Origin of the sequence: Kitasatospora sp. NPDC093102, from assembly GCF_040683915.1 — a bacterium.
In the GTDB taxonomy this organism is placed as follows: Bacteria; Actinomycetota; Actinomycetes; order Streptomycetales; family Streptomycetaceae; genus Kitasatospora.
The window spans coordinates 219,732-240,452 of record NZ_JBFBFA010000008.1 but is presented as its reverse complement, the minus strand read 5'-3'; the positions used below and the strand labels follow the sequence as shown (position 1 = coordinate 240,452).

The window sequence follows — 20,721 nt, the reverse complement described above, 5'->3', positions numbered from 1 at the left end:
TCAGCCGGTGACGCTGGGCGCGCCGGTCTCCAGGTGGCCGGTGAAGCGCTGGGAGAAGCTGCTGTCCGCGTCCACCGTGACGGTGAAGTCGTACCAGCCGTTGGTGTACGCCACGGCGTTGAAGAAGTCGGTGACGCTGCCGCCGGCCGGGACCTGGTACGTCCAGGGGCCGTCCGTCCGGTAGTTGTTCGACGCGATCGTGAAGGTCATCGGCGTGCTGCCGTTGTTGGCGAGCTTGAAGTAGACGGCCGGCTTGCCCGTCCCCGGCTCGACCGCGTACGAGGCGGTGACCGCGGCGTTCCTGCCCGCCTTGGTGAGGTCGCCGGTGAAGCGGCGCAGGAAGCGGTTCGGGCCGACGACGGTCAGGTCGTACTTGCCGTTGCCGAAGCCGTTGGTGCCGCAGTTGAAGAAGTCGGTGACGGGGCTGCCGGAGTCGACGGTGTACTGCCAGGGGCCGCCGCTGCGGTAGGCGTTGGCGTAGGCGGCGAAGTGCGAGGCCCGGGCGGCACCGTCGTTGGACATCTTCACCCAGACGTGCATGACGCCGCCGGCGTCGGCGTCCCAGTGGTCCAGGTTGGCGTTCGGCTGGTACGGCAGGGCCCGCGCGGGCCGGGTGCCGGACTCCTGCACCGGCAGCTGGTTGTTCACCGGGGCCGGGTTGGGCAGCGGGCCGCAGGCGGACAGGCCGATGGTCTGCGAGGTGTCGGGCAGCGCCGGCAGGCCGTACACCGGGTTGGCGAAGTCGAACACGCTGGTCAGGTCGCCGCAGACGCGGCGGCGCCAGTCACTGATGTTCTGGCAGGTGGCGGGCTTGCCGAGGGCTGCCGTCCAGACCTCCAGGAAGCGCAGCACCGAGGTGTGGTCGAAGGTCTCGGAGTTGACCCAGCCGCCGCGGGTCCAGGGCGAGACGGCTATCAGCGGGACGCGGAAGCCGAGGCCGATGTTGGTGCCGTTGTAGAACTCGCCCGGGGTGCCGGCGGGGGCGGCCGGCGGCGGGACGTGGTCGAAGAATCCGTCGTTCTCGTCGTAGTTGATGAACAGGATCGACGAGTTGAAGACGTTCGGGTCCGCGTTGAGCGCGTCGATCACCATGTGGACGAAGTGCGCACCGTCGGCCGGGGTGGCGTACGGGTGCTCGGAGGAGGCCTGGTCGGCGACGATCCAGGAGACCTGCGGGAGGGTGCCGGCCAGCACGTCGGCCTTGATGGCGGCGGCGATGTCGTCCGGGGTCTTCCCGGTGGCCTTGGGCACCGAGCCCATGCCCTTGACCGCCAGCGGGCTGCCGGCCGGGGCGTTCGTGAAGTTCGTGAAGTACGCCAGGGCGTTGTCGCCGTAGTTGTCGGCGGCGTTCTGGTAGACCTTCCAGCTGACCCCGGCGCTCTCCAGCGCCTCGGCGTAGGTCTGCCAGCGCAGGCCCTTCTCGTCACCGCCGTCGTAGGCCGGGCCGCCCGCGGCGCCGGCCGGGTCGATCTGGCCGGACCAGTGGTAGGTGCGGTTGGGGCCGGTCGCGCTCAGCACGGAGCAGTGGTAGGCGTCGCAGATGGTCCAGTTCTCGGCCAGCGCGTAGTGGAACGGGATGTCCTGGCGGGTGAGGAAGCCGAGCGTGCGGACGTTGCCCTTGGCGGCGACCCAGGAGTCCATCTTGCCGCCGTTCCAGGCCTTGTGCTGGTCGCTCCACCCGTGGCTGAGGTCCCCGTTGCACTGGGCGAGGCGCTCGGGGTCGGCGCCGCCGGCCGGCTTGGTCTGGCTGAACTGCCACGGGTACTGCCGGCCGAACAGACCGTTGGGCTGGTTGAAGACGCTGTAGCCGCCGGAGATCTGGACGGCGCTGCGGTCGGCGAAGCCGCGCACGCCGCGCAGCATGCCGAAGTAGTGGTCGAAGCTGCGGTTCTCCTGCATCAGGATCACCACGTGCTGGGCGTCGGTGATGGTGCCGGTCGTACTGAGCGCGGTGGCGGCGGTCGCGCCCGTGCCGCTCGGGGCGGCCCCCGCGGCACCGGCCCCGGTGCCGGCCACGGCGAGGCCCGCGGCGGCGGCGCCGGACAGCGTGACGAACTTCCTACGACTCAACTCGGCCATCAGCCCGGCCCGTCCCTTCGCTGGCGATGTTGTGTACACAAGTCGGGGCTCACTCGATCGCGCAGCAGTCTCCACCGCGCGCGAGGCGGTCCACCAGGTGCGTGCGGCAGGGTTGGCGGACTGTTCGTCCGGGTGTCACCGAGCGACGCCCGGCTGAACGGGCGGAGGGGCTGGAGTGCTCAGCGGTCCTTGACCTCGATTCCCAGCGCGTGGGCGAACTGGGGCGCCAGCTCCAGCAGTTGGGTGGAGCTGATGACGGCGCCGCGCAGCCCCTGGTGGCCGTCGGCCAGACCGAGCCGGACGGCGCCGCGCAGGTCGGTCCTGCTCAGCGTCGCCCCGCGCAGCCGGACCTCCTCCAGCGTGGAGCCGGGGAAGGACACCCCGGTCAGCTTCGCCTCGCCGAAGTCCACGTCGCGCAGCAGGCAGTCCTCGAAGACGACGTCCCGCAGGACGGCCGAGCGCAGGTTGACCGCCTCCAGCTTGCAGCCCCGGAAGACCACCCGGCGCAGCGCCGAGCCGTATCCGGCGACCCCGGCGAGCACCCCGCCGACGAAGGAGCTGTCCTGCCACTCGGAGTCGCTGAGGTCGCAGGCGACCCAGCGGCCGGCCTGCACCCACACCTCGTTGAACCGGGCCTGGCGCAGCTTGACCCCGCTGAGCGCGACGCCGGTGAAGGCGCACTCCAGGAAGGCCGCCCCGGCGCCCGACTCGTCGGTGTGCTCGCCGCCGTCGAAGTGCGCGGTGTCGTAGCGCTCGTCGCTGCGCAGCGGCCCGGTGTGCGGGCGCAGCAGCTCCGCGTACGGGAGGTCGGCGAGCCGGTCGGGGACGGAACGGGGCATGGCGGTGGCTCCTGGCGGTCGGGGCGGAGGGGTCTCGCCCGCATGCTCGCATGCGGCACCGACAGCGCCCGGCAGCGACGGTGCTCCGCACCGGTGACACCCGGCACCGGCGGCGCCCCGAGGGGAGCGCGAAGCCGCAGCGCCCCGGACCGGCCGCCTCGGTGCGACCGGTCCGGGGTGCTCACCGCTCGGGTCAGCCGCGCACCCAGAGCGAGTTGACGCGGCTGCGCTCGGTGCTGTTCGGGTAGGGGTTGGTGCAGGAGGTGCCGGGGCCGCCGCCCGACATCAGCTCGCTGCACGGACCGGAGTAGTGGTCCGGCAGGCCGAGCACGTGCCCGGTCTCGTGCGCCACCACGCGCACCGAGCTGTACTGCTGGTTCTGCTGGTAGTCGAGGAAGACGTAGCCGCGCCCGTGGCCGTCGGTGCTGGCGTACGAGCCGCGGCTGTCGTTGCCCTCGTAGTAGCGGAAGTCGGCGGCCGAGCCGGACCGCAGCTGGACGTTGGCGACCGAGCTGTTCCAGATCTGCGCGGCCTGGGATATCTGGTTGCGGAAGGACGGCGCGGAGCTGGCGTCATAGGTGACGGTGACGGTCGTCAGGCCGGGGTTGGCGGCCTGCTTGGCCTTGGCCGAGGCCATCACGGCCTGGAAGAAGGCCTGGTTGTCGGCAGCCTCCGCGGCCGAACCGGCGTACGTCGAGGCGGTGTAGCCCTGCACGGCCGGGGCGGCCGGCGCCGCGGACGCGGCGGTGGTGGGCAGTACGGCGAGGCCGGCCGCGAGGGCGAGGCCGAGGGCGGCGGACAGCACGGAACGCTTCATGTGGGGGCTCCGATTCCTGAGGTGACGTGACCGGTTGGGGGCCGGCCCGGAGGAACACCTGGTCAACGGGTGGTGTCCCCAGAGCTTCGGGCAACCCGGTGCGTGCGCGGATGATGCCAACCCGCGATAACACCGTTCAATACCCCGGCCAATAGCCCTGCGGCGGAGCCGAATTGAGTTGTCTTTTCCTCGTCTTGACTCAATCGTGCCCCTGGAATTCCGTTCCGGCGGCGGCTAGGCTCCCGTCCGGGGAAGTACCCGGCGCGGCGGGCCGCCCGATTCCGGCCGGGCGGCCCGCCGCGCCGAACTCACCTGCCCGCCACGTCAGTTCCGCCGGTTCCGCCGGTTCTGCCGGTAGTCGAGGAAGACGTGGCCGTGGCCGTCGGTGTCGGCGCACGAGCCGCGGCTGTCGCCGCCCTCGCAGCACGAGAAGCCGCCGGTGCCGCTGGTCTCCTGGAGCTGGACGTTGCGCTCCGAGCCGTTCCGGATCTGCGCGGCCCGGGATGTCCGGCCGGTGCCGCGCGCCGCACCGGTCGATCCGTCGGCCGGCCCTCCGGCATGCCCTTGAACACCTGTCATGTCCTTGGCGAAGAGGTGTGACGGCGTCTATGCTCCGGACGTGGAGCTCGACGTGAGACACCTCCGGGTGCTGTGCGCGATCGCCGACAGCGGCAGCCTCCGCAAGGCCGCGCTCCAGCTCGGCATGACCCAGCCCTCCCTCACCACCCAGCTGCACCGCATCGAACGGGCCATCGGCGGCACCCTGTTCACCCGTGAGCAGACCGGCAGCCGGCCCACCGCGCTCGGCCACTCGGTGCTCTCCCGGGCCCGGCCGGTGATCACCGAGATGGCCGCCCTGGTGGCCGCCGCCCGTCAGGAGGCCAGGGACGCCGCCGGGCCCGGCCGGCAGCGGCGGCTGCGGATCGGCAGCGTCGGCAGCCGGGCGGTCGCGGCCTGGCTGCGCCGGGTGCACGAGCGGCTGCCGGACACCGACACCACCATCCACGTGGACGTCTCGGCCAGCGCACTGCTGCGGATGGTCGCCACCGACCAACTGGACGTGGCCTTCGTGCACGAGAGCGAGGGCTTCCCGCTGCGGGTGCCGCCGGACGCCGAGCAGCGGGTGCTGATGGCCCGGGAGCCGCAGTTCGTCGCGCTCGCCGCCGGGCACCCGGCTGCCGCCCGACCGGTCGTCCACCTGGCCGACCTCGCCGAGGACACCTGGATGGTCGACCCGACCGCCGACCACGAGTACGCGGCGATGCGCCGGGTGTTCAGCGAGGCCGGGCTCAACCCCCGGGTGGTGCAGGTCCGGGACAACGCCACCGCCGCCGAGCTGGTCGCCTCCGGCGAGGCCGTCCGCCCCTGCCAGCCGACCTCGCTGCCCGGGCCCGGCACGGTGGTCCGCCCGGTGCACGGGGACCCGCTGGCCGTCCGGCTGCTGTTCACCTGGCGTCCGCGCGTGCTCAGCCCGCCCGCGCTGGACGCGTTGTACGGCGAACTGCGCGCCGCCTACCTGGATCTGGCCAAGGTCAACCCGGCCTACCTGGACTGGCTGGCCCGGCACGAGCCGGTGCTGCTGGGGCGGGCCGGCTAGCGGGCGTTCACCCGCCCGCCGGCGGCCCGCCTGCTCTCCCGACCGTGGATCAGCACGCCCACCGCCACCGTCAGCGTGCAGACCAGGCCCGCCGCGAGCACCCCGGAGCCGCCGAGCGCGGTACAGGCCAGCACCAGCACGGCCCCGGCCGGCGCCACCGCCTGGGCCACCGCGCCCCGCTTGGTGTGCCGGGAGTGCAGGAGCCAGACCGTGACCAGGTAGAGCGCGGTGGGCACGGTGACCGTCGCGGTGGCGGCGGTGTCGGAGATGTGCGCCTGGTGCACCGCCGACTCCACCGCCACCTCCAGCCCGGCGCCGATCGCCGCCGCCGAGCCGAACACCAGGTAGTGCCCGTAGCCCCAGACCAGCGCCTGCCGGCTGGACCGCAGGTGCTCGTGGACCGGCCGGGCGAAGTAGATCCACCAGGCCGCGAAGCAGATCAGCAGCCCGCCGACCGCCACCGGCACCAGTCGGCCCAGCTCCTCGTGCTCGTCCACCGCCGACTGCATCGCGACGGTCGCCGCCGCCACCGTCTCGCCGAGCACGATCAGGGTGAACAGCCCGTACCGTTCGGCGATGTGGTGCGGGTGCCAGGAGGTCCGCATCCGCAGCTCGGCGGCCACCGGCACGACCAGCTCGCACAGCACCCCGATCGGGACGGCGTACGCCCGGGCGCCCTGCGGCAGGAACAGCATCGCCACCCAGCCGACCTGGCAGAGCGTGATCCCCACCGCGTAGCCCAGCGCGACCCGGCGCGCCACGCCCTGCTCACCGGCGGCCGCGCGCAGCCACTGGGTGACCATCGCCAGCCGCATCACCACGTAGCCGGTGATCACCAGCGACAGGTCCTGGGTGGCGAACAGCCGCGGCACCCCCGCGGCGAGGATCAGCACCCCGGCGATCTGCACCAGCGTGGTGAGCCGGTACGGCACGTCGTCGACGTCGTACGCGGAGGCGAACCAGGTGAAGTTCATCCAGGCCCACCAGATCGCGAAGAAGGCCAGTGCGTAGCCGCGCAGGCCTTCCCCGTAGTGCCCGGCCGCCAGGGAGTGGGCCAGTTCCCGCCCGGCCTGGCCGACCGCGACCACGAAGCAGAGGTCGAAGAAGAGTTCCAGCGGGGTGGAGACCCGGTGCGGCTCGCGCCGGTCGCGCGGGACCATCCGGCGCACCGGCGGCGGGTCGACGGGGTGTCTGCGAAGTGCGGTGGCGGCGGGGTCAGTGGCCATCGGAGCTGCTCCGGGGTCGGGAGGTGGATCGTCCCGCGCATCCTGACAGTGGCCCGGGCCCGGCGCACGCACCGGGCCCGGCGCACGGGCCTCGCACCGGCGCGGTCCGGGAGGCCCGCACGCCCTGGCACGATGGCCCTGAATGTCCCTTTTTTCCTTACCGTCAGCCGCAGTTGACGCTCCGGTGCGCGAACCGGGTGACAGCTCGGCGGGATTCCGGGCGCGTCCCGCGCGCTGCGTCGCGGCCGGGCGGCCCGCCGCTAGATTCGTCCCCGGTTGGAAGAGCGCGGGCCCTGCCGGGCCCCACGACACGGGCGGCCTGCGGGCAACGCGGAAGGTCAAGGCTGGTGGCGGGACAGCGGGGGCGGCAGAGCCGATCCTCCCGCGTGCGCGCCACCGGCCTCGTGATCACCGCGCTGCTCGCCAGCGCCTGCCGTGCGGCCCGTCTCGTCTCCGCCGCGGCTACTTCTCCCAGCCGAGCTTGCTGTAGTCCTCCTGGGCGAGACCGAAGGCACCGTAGTTGGCCAGCCCCTTGCGGGCCGCCATCACGGCGGGCCGCTGGTAGAGCTCGACGGTGTGGCCGAGCTCCCAGATCTTCGCGTCCGCCTGGTTGTAGAGCTTCGCGGCCTCCGCCGGGTCGACCGTCCCGGCCGCCTTCTTCAGCAGGCCGTCGATCTCCGGGGTGCCCAGCCGCGAGGGGTTGCTGAAGGTGTTGTCGCCCACCGGCAGGCGGAAGTTGGCCAGGCTCTTGGAGTTCGGGAACGAGTCGGTGTTGCGCCAGCTCGCGACGTCGAACTTGCCCGGGGTGACGTACTTGGCGAAGTAGTCGTTGGCCGCCACCTTGTCCAGGCTGACCTTGACCCCGACCGCCTGCCACATCGCCGCCGCCGCGGTGGCGAGGTCGAGCTGGGCCTGCGGGGTCCCGTCGCTGAGCACCCAGTGCAGCTCCAGCGGCTTGCCGTCCTTGGTGCGCGGCTGGCCGCCGCCGGACTCCTTCCAGCCGGCCTCGTCCAGCAGCTTCTTGGCCGCGGCCGGGTCGAACGTGGCCCAGTCACCGGAGTTGTCCTGGTAGCTGGCCTGGTTGGGCATGATGATGTGGTTGCCGAGCGGCTTGAACTCCACCGGCACCCCGTTGTTGGCGATCTTGATCAGCGCCGAGCGGTCGAGCGCCTTGCCGAGCGCCTGGCGGACCTTCTGCTCCGCCAGCGCGCCGGTGCCGCCGAAGGAGATGTGCACCTCGTCCCACGGGCTGGCGGCCCGGATCACGGTGTCCTTGGCGTTCTTGAGCTGCCCGTACGCGGTGGCCGTGCCGGCCGAGGCGAAGTCGATCTCGTTGTTGAGGTACGCCTGGATGCTCGCGGCCTTGTCCATCACCCGGAAGGTGATCTTGTCGAGCTTGGCCCGGGTGCCCCACCAGGCCGGGTCCGGCACGAGGCTGATGGTCTGCGCGGTCTTGTCCGCCACGCCGATCTTCAGCGGGCCCGCGGTGATCGGGACCTTCTCCACCCAGCCCTTGTTGAAGTCGTCCGGGGTGGCGATGCCCGCCGCCGGGATCAGCGGGCGGAACAGGTTCTGCCAGTCCGCGTACGGCTCCGAGAAGGTGACCTCGACCTCGCTCGGGTCGGCGCCCTGCTCGACCGCGGAGATCAGCTCGTAGCCGGACGGGTCGTAGATGTTGTACGCCGGGTCCTTGCCGTTGCCCGCCTGCCAGTCGGCCTTGAAGTCCAGGTAGCTCAACGGCTTGCCGTCCGACCACTTGGCCTTGGGGTTCAGCTTGTACGTGATCACCTGCGGCGAGGTCGAGGTGACCTTGGCCTCCACCAGGTAGTCCGGGTCCGGCCGGAAGGCGCCGGAGGCGTCGGTGCGGAAGAGCGAGGGCTCCAGGGCGCGGATGAGGTTCACCGTGTCGGTGTAGGAGCCGCCGTCCACCTGGAGCGGGTTCCACTGGGTGATCCACTGGTCCAGCTGCAAGCGCACCTCGCCGCCGTCCTTGACCTGGTCCAGCGGCTTGGCGTTGATGTCCTGGGAGTCCTGTCTCGGCGGCTCGCTCTTGGCCACGCTGTCGGCCGAGCCGCCCCCGCCCGAGGTGCACGCGGTGACCGCGAGCACGACGGCGACGGCGAGGGCGGCCGCCCGGCCGAGACGGCGGGCCGTGGTGGAAGCGTCCATGAGGGTCCCCCTGGGATCGATGACGGGAGTTGGGGCGCGCGAGGTGTGACGGGGCTTGAGCGTGGGCAGCCAATTCGGCACCGAGCGAGCAGAACGTAACAGCGGATCAGATCCGCCACCAGGGGGAGGGACGCACACCTGATCCAAAAGCCACACACGGCAACACGGGCGCAACACCACCTCAGTGCCCCGATGCTTCACTCTGACCTGCGCATCCCCAACTCGACCGCTGACACCGCCAACTGACGCCCAGACCGGGCCCGGACCCCGGAGGCCACCACTCGATGCCCACCAGACGCGTCGGCCCCACCCGCACCGCGACGGACGGCCGTTGATGCTCCGTTACCTGGCGAAACGGTTGAGCTACTACGCGGCGCTGCTGATCGCCGCCGTCTTCCTGGCGTACGCGATCTCCGCGACCGCCCTGCAGCCGCGCACCTACTTCGAGGCCAAGGTCCCCCGGCCGTCCGCCGAATCGGTCGAGCGCCAGCTCACCGCACTCAACCTGAACGACCGCACACCGGTGGTCGAACGCTTCGGCCACTGGGCCGGAGGGCTGCTCGACGGCGACCTCGGCCGGACCATCCACGACACCCCGGTCACCGACGACTTCGGCCGTCGGGTCCGGGTCTCGCTGCGGCTGCTGCTGATCGGCAGCCTGCTGGGCATGGTCCTCGGCGTCGCCGCCGGGGCGTGGAGCGCCGTGCGCCAGTACCGGATCTCCGACCGGCTGCTCACCGTGCTGTCCTTCGTCCTGCTCTCCACCCCGGTCTTCCTGGTCGCGCTGTTCCTCAAGAACGGCGCCATCGCCGCCAAGGACGCGGCCGGACACGAGGTGATCCCGTTCACCGGCTACGAGACCCCCGGACTCACCGGCGGCCTCGGCGCCCACGTCGCCGACTGGGCGCTGCACCTGCTGCTGCCCACCATCTCGCTGGCCCTCGGCGGCCTCGCCACCTACAGCCGCTACCAGCGCGGCACCATGCTCGACGTGCTCGGCTCCGACTACCTGCGCACCGCCGAGGCCAAGGGCCTGACGCGTGGCCGGGCGCTGCTGAAGCACGGGCTGCGGACCGCGGTGATCCCGATGTCGACCATGTTCGCCTACAGCTTCCTTGGCATCTTCACCGGTGCGATCTTCACCGAGACGATCTTCGGCTGGCACGGCATGGGCGAGTGGCTGATCAAGTCGATCAACGAACAGGACGTCAACTCGGTGGTCGCGATCAACCTGTTCGCCGCCGTCGTCGTGCTCGCCTCCGGCTTCCTCGCCGACACCCTGCACGCCGCCCTCGACCCGCGCGTGCGGTCCTGACCGGAGGAGAGCCGAGATGACCACCGTCACCACCGCCGAACCGGCCGAACCCTCCGCACCCGCCGGCCCGCCCCGGGCCACCGGCCGCGGCCGGCTCGTCCTCTCCCGGCTGCTCGCCGCCCGCGGGGCCGTGGTCGGCGCCGTCGTGGTGCTGCTGCTGTTCGCGCTCGCCTTCGGCGGGCCGTACCTGACGCACTGGGACTACGCCACCCCCGACTTCTCCGCACTGCACCGGCCACCGTCCGCCGAGCACCTGTTCGGCACCAACGGAGTCGGCCAGGACGTCTTCGCGCAGACCGTCCGCGGCCTGCAGAAGTCGCTGATCATCGGCCTGCTGGTGGCACTGTTCTCCACCGTGCTGGCCTCCGTGGTAGGCGCCTGCGCCGGCTACTTCGGCGGCTGGGCCGACCGGGCGCTGATGTTCCTGGTGGACCTGCTGCTGGTCTTCCCCGCCTTCCTGGTCATCACCATCGTCTCGGCCCGGCTGAAGAGCGCCGGCTGGATCGCCTTCGTCCTGCTGCTCGCGCTGTTCAACTGGATGATCACCGCCCGGGTGGTCCGCTCGATGACCATCTCCCTGCGCGAGCGCGAATTCGTCCGCGCCGCACGGTTCATGGGGGTGCGGCCGCTGCGGATCATCAGCCGGCACATCCTGCCGAACGTCGCCTCCTTCCTCATCATCGACGCCACCATCGCGGTCGGCGGCGCCGTGATGAGCGAGACCGCGCTCTCCTACTTCGGCTTCGGGGTCAAGCCGCCGGACGTCTCGCTCGGCACCCTGCTCGCCGCCGGGACCGGCGAGGCCCCGGTGTTCCCCTGGCTGTTCTACTTCGCCGCCGCACTGCTGGTGCTGTTCGTCCTCGCCGTCAACCTGATCGGGGACGGGCTGCGCGACGCCCTCGACCCCACCTCCGGGGCCGTGCCCCGCCGTTCCCGGTCCGCCCGCCGTTCCCGTAGGAAGCACCCGTGACCACCACCGTCGAAACCCCGTTGCTCGCCGTCCGGGACCTGCGGGTGGACTTCGCCGGGCCCGACGGCCCGGTCCCGGCCGTCCGCGGGGTGGACCTCACCCTGCGGCGCGGCGAGACCCTCGGCATCGTCGGCGAGTCCGGCTCCGGGAAGTCCGTCACCGCACTGTCCGTGCTCGGGCTGCTGCCCGGCACCGCGAGCGTCAGCGGCTCGGTGCGGCTGGAGGGACGGGAACTGGTCGGGCTGCCGGGCCGGGAACTCGCCGCGATCCGCGGCCGCCGGATCGCCATGGTCTTCCAGGACCCGCTCTCCGCCTTCACCCCGGTCTACCGGATCGGCGACCAGATCGCCGAGGCGGTCCGCATCCACCAGCGGGTGGACAAGGCCGCCGCGCGGCGCCGGGCCGCCGAACTCCTCGACCTGGTCGGCATCCCGGCGCCCGACCGGGCCCTGGACAGCTTCCCGCACGAGTTCTCCGGCGGCATGCGCCAGCGCGCGATGATCGCCATGGCGGTCGCCAACGAGCCCGACATCCTGCTCGCCGACGAGCCCACCACCGCGCTCGACGTCACCATCCAGGCCCAGGTGCTGGACGTGCTGCGCACCGCCCAGCGGGAGACCGGCGCGGCCCTCGTCCTGGTCAGCCACGACCTCGGGGTGATCGCCGGAACGGCCGACCGGGTCGCGGTGATGTACGCGGGACGGGTGGTCGAGACGGCCGGGGTGGACGAGCTGTTCGCGGCCCCGCACCACCCCTACTCGCTCGGCCTGATCGGCGCGCTGCCCCGGCTGGACGGGCGCGGCGGTCCGCTCGTGCCGATCCCCGGCACCCCGGCGCCGATGACCGAACTGCCGCGGGGCTGCCCCTTCGCGCCGCGCTGCCCGCTGGCGGAGGAGCGCTGCTCCGCGGCCGAGCCCGCCCTGGAGGGGGCGGACGGCCGCCTGTCGGCGTGCGTACGGTCGGCGGAACTCGCCGAGCGGCGGCCCGCGCCGGCCGAGGTCTACCCCGTCCCGGAGCTGCCCGCCGCCGTCCGCCCCGGCGACCGCGCCGCCCTGACACCGGTGCTGTCGGTGAGCGGCCTCGGGAAGACCTTCCCGCTCCTCAAGGGCGCGGTGTTCAAGCGCAAGGTCGGCGAGGTCTACGCGGTGGACGGCGTCGACCTGGACCTGCGGGAGGGCGAGACCCTCGGCCTGGTCGGGGAGTCCGGCTCCGGCAAGTCCACCACGCTGTTCGAACTGCTGCGGCTCGGCGCCCCGGAGACCGGCCGGATCGAACTGCTCGGCCGGGACACCGCGACGCTCACCCGGGCCGAGGCCCACCGCCTCCGCGCCCAGGTGCAGATCGTCTTCCAGGACCCGATGGCCAGCCTCGACCCCCGGATGCCGGTCGGTGACATCGTCGCCGAACCGCTGCTCGCCCAGCGCACCCCGCGCGAGGAGACCGCCCGCCGGGTGCCCGAGCTGCTGCGCCAGGTCGGCCTCGACCCGGAGCACGCCGACCGCTACCCGCACCAGTTCTCCGGCGGCCAGCGCCAGCGCGTCTCGATCGCCCGGGCGCTCGCCGTCCGGCCCAGGCTGCTGGTGCTGGACGAACCGGTCTCCGCGCTGGACGTCTCCATCCAGGCCGGGGTGCTCAACCTGCTCCAGACGCTCAAGGCCGAGCTGGGCCTGTCCTACCTGTTCGTCTCGCACGACCTCTCGGTGATCCGGCACCTCGCCGACCGGGCGAGCGTGATGTACCTCGGCCGGACGGTCGAGCAGGGCGAGGTCTCCGCCGTCTTCGACCGCCCCCGCCACCCGTACACCCGCGCCCTGCTCTCCGCCGTCCCACTCCCCGACCCCGCCGCCGAGCGCGCCCGCGACCGCATCCTGCTGGCCGGTGACCCTCCCCCGCCCACCGAGCGCCGCACCGGCTGCGTCTTCCGCACCCGTTGCCCGCGCTACGCCGGACTCACGGCCCCGGCGGACCGGGCCCGCTGCGAGCAGGAGCGGCCGGCCCTGGTCGGCGGCGTGCAGGGGGCGGACCACCAGGCGGCCTGCCACCACCCGGAGCCGACGACCTGAGACGATCACGCACAGTGATCATTCGAACGCGATTCGGTGGATCGGGTCGGTGCCGTGTAAAGTCTTCGACGTCAGCAAGCGCCGCTAGCTCAGTTGGTTAGAGCAGCTGACTCTTAATCAGCGGGTCCGGGGTTCGAGTCCCTGGCGGCGCACATGGCAAGGTCTCAGGCCGTCCACTCCGGTGGGCGGCCTGAGGCGTTTTCCGGATGGGGAATGCTGGTCCCGTGACGACCCCTTCCGACACCCGTCCTCTCCCCGAGGAACTGATGCTGCTGTGCGCCCACCCGAGGTCCGGGCGCTTCCGAGCCCCGGTCAGCGAGTTCCACCACGTGGTCGCCGGCGCCGTCCTCGCCGAACTGCAGCTGGCCGGCGCGATCACCGTCGACAAGCACCACATCACCGGCTACCAGCCCTTCGGCGCACGGGACGAGGTCGAGGCCGGGGTGCTGGCCCGACTGGAGGCCAGGGGCAAGAGCCGGTTCCGGCCCCTGCTCGACCAGGCGATCACCCGGGTACCGGACCCGCCCGGGTACCGGTTCCACCTCGACCGCCTGGTCGAGCAGGGGTGCTGCACGGTGGAGGAGAAACGCTTCCTCGGCCTGCCCTGGCGCAGCCACCTGCTGACCCGGCCCGAGCTCGGGCAGCAGGTCGCCGCGCGGGTGGCGGCCACCCTGCTGGATCCCCGGGGCGGGGAGGGCCGGCCGACGGCCGAGCGGGACCGGCAGCTGGCCGGTCTGATCGGCGTCGCCGGCCTGGAGCACCGCCTCTACCCCGGTCGGCCCGGTGCCCCGATCAGGCGCGCCGTACGGAAGGCGGCGTGGGAGCTGCCCATCCCGCAGGCGGTCCGGCGGGTCAGCTCCAGCAACTGAGTCCGGGGGCGGGCGATGCCCCGGGGGCGACTGCGGCGCCTCAGTGGGTGTCGAGCACAGCCGAAGCCACCGCGTCCGGGCGGTCGAACATCACCAGGTGCCCGGCCGGGGCGGTGGTGCGGAAGTCCGCCCCGAGCAGCGCCGCCAGCTCCCGCTGCCGGGCCAGCCAGTCCTCGGTGCGGCGGGTCCGGCAGCCGTCGTCGGCGGCCAGTACGGTGACCGGCAGGTCCTCGGCCAGCGGCCGGCTGAGCCGCAGCTCGTCCAGCTCCGCGGCCGTGTCGAGGTAGCGGCCGTTCTCCCGCAGCAGCGCGCGCAGGGCCCGCCCGGTGCGGTAGCAGTGCCGGACCAGCGGCGCCGGGGCGAGGTCCTCGCGGCGGACGGTGGACAGCCGGGCCGTGGCCCGGCGGACGGTCGGGCCGAACAGGTAGGGCACGGCGAGGGCGGTGGCGACGCCCGCCACCGCCCGGACCGCCAGGTCGCGCGCAGCGGGCGCCGGGTACGGGCGGGCCGCCGCCTCCACGCTGCCGTCCACCAGCACCAGCCCGGCGGTCCGCTCGGGGTGCAGCCGGGCGAAGGCCTCGACGTGGAAGCCCGCGAGCGAGTGGCCGACCACGGTGCAGGGCTCGCGCAGCCCGAGGCCGTCCAGCACCGCCCGTATCCGCCCGGCCTCGCCGACCGCCGTCGGCGCGGGCCGCCCGGCGGCGGGCTCGGCGGCGCTCAGTCCGTAACCGGGCCGGTCGAAGCGGACCACGGTGCGGTAGGGCGTGAGGAAGGGGACGACCAGGTCCCAGTCGAACCAGCTGCTGCCGAGGCCGCCGGAGAGCAGACAGACCGGGCCGCTGCCCTCGGCGCGGACGTGCAGCGGGACGCCGTCGATGCGCAGGAAGCGCGCCCGGCCGCCGGTCTCCGCCCCGGGGGTGCTCATGCCGGCCTCCGTTCCGGGAACGGCCCGGCCGGGCGGGCGGAGCGGGCGACGCCCAGGGCCAGCAGGCCCAGCCAGAGCGCGACGATCAGCACCTGCAGCCGCTGGCCGGCCCCGAGCGCCCAGGTGCCGTGTCCGGCCTGGAAGGCGGCGATCGAGGCGAGGCTCCAACCGGTGGCGAGCAGCTCGGCGCCCAGCAGCCAGGGTCCGAAGCGGCGCACCGGCGGCCACCAGTGGTAGCGCCGGGCGGCCACGGTGAGCGAGACCAGCGCGGTGAGTGCACCGGCCATGGCGAGGCTGCTGGTGACGGCGTGCGCGGTGTGGGTGGCGGGGACCAGCCCGGCGGTCTCCCGGGCGGCGCACATCTCGTCGCTGGTGGGGGCGCAGCTGAGCGGCAGCCGGGAGTCGGCGGCGGTCGCGGCGCCGAACACGGCCAGCGCGGACCAGCCGACCGGCGCCCAGCGGTTGCGGCGGAAGGACCCGGCCTGCCCGGTGGCGAGGGCGGTGCCGGCGGCGGCGAGCAGGCAGAGCCCGGCGGCCAGGTCGGTGGCCCGGAACAGGCCGCCCAGCGGCTGGTCCTCGGCGGCGAGTTCGCTGATGTACGCCTGCACCGGGTCGAGCCCGGTGCTCAGCACGACCTCCAGCACCCAGGCGGTGTACGCCACGGCGCTGAGCAGCAGCAGGGTGGCGACCGCCGTCCGCGCGGTGCGGTGTCCCGGCCTGCCGCTTCCTGGCCTGCCGGGTCGTGCGCGGGGGTGTCCTGGCTGGAGGCTGGGCACCGCTCCACCCTAACCAGCGGCGAACTCCAGCCCAACCGGAAGGAAAGGGGCGGATCGGGCGGCGGCATCCGGGGTGGTTCGAGGCACCCCTCGGAACCGTGTATTGTTTTCCAGGTCAGCAGGCGCCGCTAGCTCAGTTGGTTAGAGCAGCTGACTCTTAATCAGCGGGTCCGGGGTTCGAGTCCCTGGCGGCGCACAGACAGTTGGGGAGCCTCTCGCAGCAGCGAGGGGCTCCCCGATTTTTTGGCCTCCGACGTCCGTTTTGCGTGTGATGTCGGTCTCGATTGGCGATCCGCCGGAGCCATCCGGCCCGTTCTGCTCGTCCAGGGCAGTAGAACCGGAATCGGGACAAAGGTCCCCAACCGCCGATGTCCCCGTCCGTGCAGGCTGCTTCGACGCGCCCGCAGGAAAGGCCGCGCTTTGTCCAGAAACGCCCAGAGCGGCCGTCGCACGCCGTCGATCAGCCTCCGCCCGGTCAAGCGACTCAAGCGCTCCGCCGGCCCCGGCGGCGGGTCCAACGGCTACGGCGGCAGGAAGCCGCGCCGTCCCAGGCGCACCGGCTGGCGCCGGCTGATACCCACCTGGCGGATGACCCTGCTCGGCTTCGGCTCGGCGCTGCTGCTCGGCATCGGCCTGTTCGCGCTGGGGATCGCCCTGGTGAAGGTGCCGGACGCGCACGCCGCCGCGACCGCCCAGAGCAACACCTGGCTCTACTCGGACGGTTCCGTGCTCACCCGCACCGGCCAGACCAACCGGCAGAACGTCACCCTGGACAAGGTCTCCCCCGCCGCCCAGCACGCCGCGCTGGCCGCCGAGGACCGGAACTTCTACAACGAGGGCGCGGTCAACGTCCAGGGCCTGGTCCGGGCCGCGATCAACACCGCCAAGGGCGAGGGCACCCAGGGCGGCTCCACCATCACCCAGCAGTACGTGAAGAACACGTACCTGAGCCAGAAGCAGTCGATCACCCGCAAGGTGAAGGAACTGTTCATCTCCATCAAGGTGGACGCCACCGAGAGCAAGGACGAGGTCCTCTCCGGCTACCTGAACACGTCCTACTACGGCCGCGGTGCCTACGGCATCCAGGCCGCCTCCCAGGCGTACTTCGGCATCGACGCGTCCGCCCTCGACCCCGCCCAGGGCGCCTACCTGGCCACTCTGCTGAACGCGCCGAGCGCCTACGACGTCGCCACCGCGACCGCGACCGGCAAGCAGAACGCCGTCAACCGCTGGAACTACGTGCTCGACGGCATGGTCAAGGAGGGCTGGCTCTCCGCGGACGAGCGGGCCAGGACCACCTTCCCGGACGTCCGGGACCCCCAGCCCAACCCGGGCCTGTCCGGCCAGGCGGGCTACCTGGTCAACGCGGCCACCCAGTACCTCACCTCCAGCGGGGTGATCAGCGAGACCGAGCTGGCCAAGGGCGGCTACACGATCAAGCTGAGCATCGACCCGGCCCGCCAGCAGGCCCTCCAGGACTCCGTCCAGGCCCAGCTGCGCGACACCCTGAACCCGGACAAGCGCAAGGCGGACGCGGCCGCCCAGGCCGGCGCCGCCTCCGTGGACCCGAAGACCGGCGCGGTCGTCGCGCTGTACGGCGGCGCCGACTACGTGAAGCACTACGTCGACAACGCCACCCGGCGCGACTACCAGGCCGGCTCGACCTTCAAGGCGATCGCGCTGGCCGCCGCCTTCGAGAACGACGCCAAGACCCAGGACGGCCACACCATCACCCCGCGCACGGTCTACGACGGCACCAGCGGCCGGAAGGTCCGCGGCGGCAAGGGCACCCCGTACGCGCCGCCGAACGAGGGCGACAAGAGCTACGGCCAGATCACCCTGCAGCAGGCCACCGACTGGTCGGTCAACTCCGCGTTCGCGCAGCTCGCGCAGGACACCGGGCTGCAGAAGGTCAGGGACACCGGCATCGCACTGGGCCTGCCCGGCAACACCCCGGGGCTCGACGCGGTGCCCTCCATCCCGCTGGGCGCGGCCACCCCGAGCGTGCTCGACATGGCCGGCGTGTACGCCACGCTGGACAACGGCGGCAAGCAGATCACCCCGTGGCTGGTCCAGTCGGTGGACCGCGAGGGCGAGGCCGTGGCGCTGCCCGCGCACAAGAGCACCCAGGCGATCAGCGCGGACACCGCCAACCGGGTCACCTCAATGCTCCAGGGCGTGGTGAACGACCCGGGCGGCACCGGCTGGCGGGCGAAGGCGCTCGGCCGCCCGGCGGCGGGCAAGACCGGCACCACCGACGACCAGAAGTCCGTCTGGTTCGTGGGCTACACCCCCGAGCTGGTCACCTCGGTCGCCCTGTTCGGCCAGGACCCGGGCACCGGTGCCCAGGTCAGCCTGAGCGGCGTCGGCGGCATCGACGGCGCGGCGGGCGGCCAGTACCCGGCCCAGATCTGGACCAGCTACATGAAGGCCGCGCTCAAGGGCCAGCCGGTCGGCGACTTCCCGACCCCGGCCGACGGCGACTTCTCGGGTGCCACCGACCTGCCGACCGCCCCGAGCACGCCGAGCAGCACCCCGTCGACGGGTGCCCCCACCGGCGCGCCGAGCACCGGCCCCACCACGGCGCCGGGCGAGGGCCCGGGTTCGGCCCCGTCGGGCGGCACCGACGGCGGCGCGACCACCGCTCCGACGGCTCCGCCGACCGCCCAGCCCAGCACCCAGCCCACCCGGCCGCCCCGGCCCACCTCGCGGCCGACGCCGACCCCCCAGCCGACCACGGCCCCGACCACGCAGCCGACGGTCCCGTCCACGGGTGGGCAGGACACGCTGACGGGGGCGGGTGCCTCGTCCGGCTCCAGGGGCTGACGGTCCGGGGCCGGTGGGGGGACCCCGGGCCGGTGGGGGACCCGGGCCGGTGGGGGGACCCGGGGCGCCGTCCGGGATCGGGGGAGGGCGGCGCTCCGCACCGGTGAGTGCGCCACTCCGCACAGTTGAAGGCAGGACCAAACGACGGAATGGCGCCTTACCCGGTCGTCGGCACGACTGTCACAATGCGGCGATGCACAGATCAACGGCCTCGCCCACCCTCCCTTCGGGCAGAACCCTCGGCCTCGGCCTCGCGCTGGTCTCCGCCTTCGCCTTCGGCGGCTCCGGCACCGCGGCCAAGCCGCTGATAGAGGCCGGGCTCTCCCCCCTGCACGTGGTGTGGCTCCGGGTCACCGGGGCGGCGGTGGCACTCCTCCCGGTCGCCTACCGGCACCGGGACGCCGTACTGCGCCGCCCCGCCCTGCTGCTCGGTTTCGGCCTGATCGCCGTGGCGGGCGTCCAGGCCTGCTACTTCGCGGCGATCTCCCGCATCCCGGTCGGCGTCGCCCTGCTCATCGAATACCTCGGGCCGCCGCTGCTGATCGGCTACGTCAGGTTCGTCCAGCGCAAGCCGATCACCCGCGGCGCGGCCATCGGCGCCGGCGTCGCGGTGGCCGGGCTGGCCTGCGTGGTCGAGTTCTGGAACGGTCTGAGCTTCGACGCGCTGGGCGTGCTGTTCGCCCTCGGCGCGGCCTGCTGCCAGGTCGGCTACTTCGTTCTCGCCGACGCCGGCCGGCGCGGCGACCGTCCGGTCGACCCGCTCGCCGTCAGCGCGTTCGGACTGCTCATCGGCGCCGTGCTGCTCACCGCCCTCACCCGCCCGTGGCAGGCCGACTGGAGCCGGCTCGGCGGGTCGGTGGTGATGAACGGGCACACCCTGCCCGCGTTCCTCCCGGCCGCGTGGATGGTCCTGATCGCAACCGTGCTCGCCTATCTGACCGGCGTGATCGCGGTCGGCCACCTCTCGCCGCCGGTCGCCGGGGTGGTCGCCAACCTGGAGGCGGTGGTCGCCGCCGTGGCGGCCTGGGTGCTGCTCGGCGAGCACCTCGGGCTGCCGCAGATCGCGGGCGGCCTGCTGGTGCTGGCCGGCGCCTTCGCGGCGCAGGCGAGCAAACCCGCGGAGGCGGGTGCGGGCTCGCCGACCGACGGCCGTGGAACTGCCGAGCCCGGGACCGTCGAGCCCGGAGCTGCCGAAGCCGGGGCTCCCGGCCCGGCGACCGCCGAGCGTGGGGTCAGCGGCCGGTCCAGCCGAACCAGTCGAGGTGATTGAGCGGCCACACGACGGCCGACACCGGGCCGACCACGTTGTCCACCGGCACGGCACCGCCACCCGGGCCGTACCGGTGGTAGCGGGAGTCCGACGAGTCGCTGCGGTGGTCACCCTCGACCCAGACGTAGCCCGAGGGCACCTTCACCGGCCCGAAGTCCAGCCCGGCGCAGGAGTCGTCTCCGGGGTGCAGGTACGGCTCGTCGACCTTCCGCCCGTCGACGGTCAGCGTGGTGCCCTCGCACTGCACGGTCTGGCCGCCGGTCGCGATGACCCGCTTGACCAGGTAGTTGTCGTCCTTCGGCGGCACCAGACCGACGAAGCTGAGCGCCGAGCTCACGGCGTTGGTGAACGGGTTCGGGTCGGTGGGCTGCGGCGGCAGCCAGCCCCCCGGGTCCTTGAACACCACCGGCTGCCCCGGCTCCGGCTCCCAGCCGGTCAGCGGCGCCAGCTTGTTCACCCCGACCCGGTCGCCGATTCGCAGGGTGTTCTCCATCGAGCCGGACGGGATGGTGAACACCTGGAACAGGCAGGTCTTGATCAGCAGCGCGACCACCAGGCCGATCGCCGCCATCACCGGCAGCTCGATCCACCACGGCGCGGGACGCCGGCCCGGGCGGCGCGCCTGGCGGCCGCGCGAACCGCGCGCCTGGCGGCGGGCCTCGGCGCGGCCGCCCGGCACCCCATGGGCGTTCGACGCGGAATCGCTGGGGGCTCCGCTGGGCGTTTCGGGCAGGTTCACCGCCATCGTCGCTGCTCCACCTCTCCGGCTGGGGGAAACCTGCACGCTACGCCAACCGTGGAGCCTGACGAAATCGGTCATTTAGCCTCCGCCGACATCACCGGGTGTCCCGGGGGCCGCTCGCGGCCCGTCCGGGAACCGGGCCGGGAGTCGCTCCGCCTTCGGACGCGGCCCTCGGGCCCGGGGTTCAGTCGCGTGGCTCCGGCCTCGGGTTTCAGGCGCGTGGCTCCGGCCCCGGGTT

At 72.9% G+C, this 20,721-nt stretch carries 16 protein-coding genes and 2 tRNA genes; 9 read left to right on the top strand and 9 right to left on the bottom strand.

All coding sequences use genetic code 11. The features are described from left to right. From AB0O11_RS14920 to AB0O11_RS14905, 4 genes are all read right to left on the bottom strand, one after another. Nucleotides 1-2,079, bottom strand: a complete 2,079-nt coding sequence (locus tag AB0O11_RS14920) for a phosphocholine-specific phospholipase C (RefSeq protein ID WP_363386003.1) — start codon at nt 2,077-2,079, stop codon at nt 1-3. A gap of 179 nt (nt 2,080-2,258) precedes the next feature. Beyond that, nucleotides 2,259-2,918, bottom strand: coding sequence for a pentapeptide repeat-containing protein (locus AB0O11_RS14915; protein WP_363386002.1), 660 nt, complete (start codon nt 2,916-2,918; stop codon nt 2,259-2,261). 193 nt (nt 2,919-3,111) lie between these two features. Then, complete coding sequence (gene snpA / locus AB0O11_RS14910; protein WP_363386000.1) at nt 3,112-3,735, bottom strand: snapalysin; 624 nt, start codon at nt 3,733-3,735, stop codon at nt 3,112-3,114. A 324-nt stretch (nt 3,736-4,059) separates the two neighbouring features. Next, nucleotides 4,060-4,314 carry a snapalysin family zinc-dependent metalloprotease gene (locus AB0O11_RS14905; RefSeq protein ID WP_363385997.1) on the bottom strand — a complete coding sequence of 85 codons (255 nt, stop codon included), beginning with the start codon at nt 4,312-4,314 and terminating at the stop codon, nt 4,060-4,062. 40 nt (nt 4,315-4,354) lie between these two features. On the opposite strand from AB0O11_RS14905, the gene AB0O11_RS14900 reads away from it, so the two are divergent. Beyond that, a complete protein-coding gene (locus AB0O11_RS14900) occupies nt 4,355-5,332 on the top strand; it encodes a LysR family transcriptional regulator (protein WP_363385995.1) in 978 nt (325 codons plus the stop codon). Here the strand turns inward: AB0O11_RS14900 and AB0O11_RS14895 are convergent. Together AB0O11_RS14895 and AB0O11_RS14890 are read right to left on the bottom strand one after the other, a co-directional pair. Then, a complete protein-coding gene (locus AB0O11_RS14895; protein ID WP_363385993.1) occupies nt 5,329-6,558 on the bottom strand; it encodes a low temperature requirement protein A in 1,230 nt (409 codons plus the stop codon). The genes AB0O11_RS14900 and AB0O11_RS14895 overlap by 4 nt on opposite strands. Nucleotides 6,559-7,020: 462 nt before the next feature. Then, nucleotides 7,021-8,727 (bottom strand): ABC transporter family substrate-binding protein, encoded by a 1,707-nt coding sequence (locus AB0O11_RS14890; RefSeq protein WP_363385991.1) that lies wholly within the window; start codon nt 8,725-8,727, stop codon nt 7,021-7,023. Nucleotides 8,728-9,061: 334 nt separating this feature from the next. On the opposite strand from AB0O11_RS14890, the gene AB0O11_RS14885 reads away from it, so the two are divergent. The 5 genes from AB0O11_RS14885 to AB0O11_RS14865 all read left to right on the top strand — a co-directional run bounded on the left by AB0O11_RS14885 (nt 9,062) and on the right by AB0O11_RS14865 (nt 13,944). Then, a complete protein-coding gene (locus AB0O11_RS14885) occupies nt 9,062-10,042 on the top strand; it encodes an ABC transporter permease (RefSeq protein ID WP_363385989.1) in 981 nt (326 codons plus the stop codon). Between the two features lie 16 nt (nt 10,043-10,058). Continuing rightward, nucleotides 10,059-11,012 (top strand): ABC transporter permease, encoded by a 954-nt coding sequence (locus AB0O11_RS14880; protein ID WP_363385987.1) that lies wholly within the window; start codon nt 10,059-10,061, stop codon nt 11,010-11,012. Beyond that, nucleotides 11,009-13,075: an ABC transporter ATP-binding protein gene (locus AB0O11_RS14875; RefSeq protein WP_363385985.1), complete on the top strand. Its 2,067-nt coding sequence runs from the start codon at nt 11,009-11,011 to the stop codon at nt 13,073-13,075. The genes AB0O11_RS14880 and AB0O11_RS14875 overlap by 4 nt, the downstream gene beginning before the upstream one ends. A 78-nt stretch (nt 13,076-13,153) precedes the next feature. Continuing rightward, nucleotides 13,154-13,227 (top strand) — tRNA-Lys (locus AB0O11_RS14870). Nucleotides 13,228-13,299: 72 nt separating this feature from the next. After that, entirely contained in the window at nt 13,300-13,944 is a 645-nt protein-coding gene (locus AB0O11_RS14865; protein ID WP_363385983.1) for a GPP34 family phosphoprotein, read from the top strand. 40 nt (nt 13,945-13,984) lie between these two features. On the opposite strand, the gene AB0O11_RS14860 is transcribed toward AB0O11_RS14865, so the two are convergent. Together AB0O11_RS14860 and AB0O11_RS14855 are read right to left on the bottom strand one after the other, a co-directional pair. Then, complete coding sequence (locus AB0O11_RS14860) at nt 13,985-14,869, bottom strand: alpha/beta hydrolase (protein WP_363385981.1); 885 nt, start codon at nt 14,867-14,869, stop codon at nt 13,985-13,987. Further along, nucleotides 14,866-15,549, bottom strand: a complete 684-nt coding sequence (locus AB0O11_RS14855; protein ID WP_363386109.1) for a DUF998 domain-containing protein — start codon at nt 15,547-15,549, stop codon at nt 14,866-14,868. The genes AB0O11_RS14860 and AB0O11_RS14855 overlap by 4 nt, the downstream gene beginning before the upstream one ends. Nucleotides 15,550-15,767: 218 nt before the next feature. Between AB0O11_RS14855 and AB0O11_RS14850 the strand changes: the two genes are divergently transcribed. From AB0O11_RS14850 to AB0O11_RS14840, 3 genes are all read left to right on the top strand, one after another. After that, nucleotides 15,768-15,841 (top strand) — tRNA-Lys (locus tag AB0O11_RS14850). A 224-nt stretch (nt 15,842-16,065) separates the two neighbouring features. Beyond that, complete coding sequence (locus tag AB0O11_RS14845; RefSeq protein WP_363385979.1) at nt 16,066-18,471, top strand: transglycosylase domain-containing protein; 2,406 nt, start codon at nt 16,066-16,068, stop codon at nt 18,469-18,471. 193 nt (nt 18,472-18,664) lie between these two features. Next, nucleotides 18,665-19,741: a DMT family transporter gene (locus tag AB0O11_RS14840; protein WP_363385977.1), complete on the top strand. Its 1,077-nt coding sequence runs from the start codon at nt 18,665-18,667 to the stop codon at nt 19,739-19,741. On the opposite strand, the gene lepB is transcribed toward AB0O11_RS14840, so the two are convergent. Then, nucleotides 19,704-20,486 (bottom strand): signal peptidase I, encoded by a 783-nt coding sequence (gene lepB / locus AB0O11_RS14835; protein ID WP_363385974.1) that lies wholly within the window; start codon nt 20,484-20,486, stop codon nt 19,704-19,706. The genes AB0O11_RS14840 and lepB overlap by 38 nt on opposite strands. Between the last annotated feature and the right edge of the window lie 235 nt (nt 20,487-20,721).